Here is a 285-nt window from a genome sequence, read left to right on the forward strand (position 1 = left end):
TGGACCAATACGCCCCTTAGCAACCACATCTTCTGGCTTGTAAGAATATGTACCGATTTCAGAAGCCACAGTAATAAAGCCATCTTTCGTGACAACCCAGCGGCTTGGTCGCAGGCCATTGCGGTCTAGCAAACATACGGCATAACGGCCATCAGTCGTTACCAATCCCGCAGGACCATCCCATGGTTCCATATGCATACTATTAAATTCATAGAACGCCCTTAGGTCAGCATCCATCGTGTCTACGTTTTGCCATGCAGGAGGAATCATCATGCGAATAGCACG

The 285-nt window shown here is 48.4% G+C and carries 1 protein-coding gene; it reads right to left on the reverse strand.

Annotated features, from left to right (window positions below):
- The coding region (locus A3751_RS02115) for a hypothetical protein (protein WP_156492200.1) at window positions 1–285 on the reverse strand (285 nt) is incomplete at both ends.

The organism is Oleiphilus sp. HI0080 (assembly GCF_001635135.1).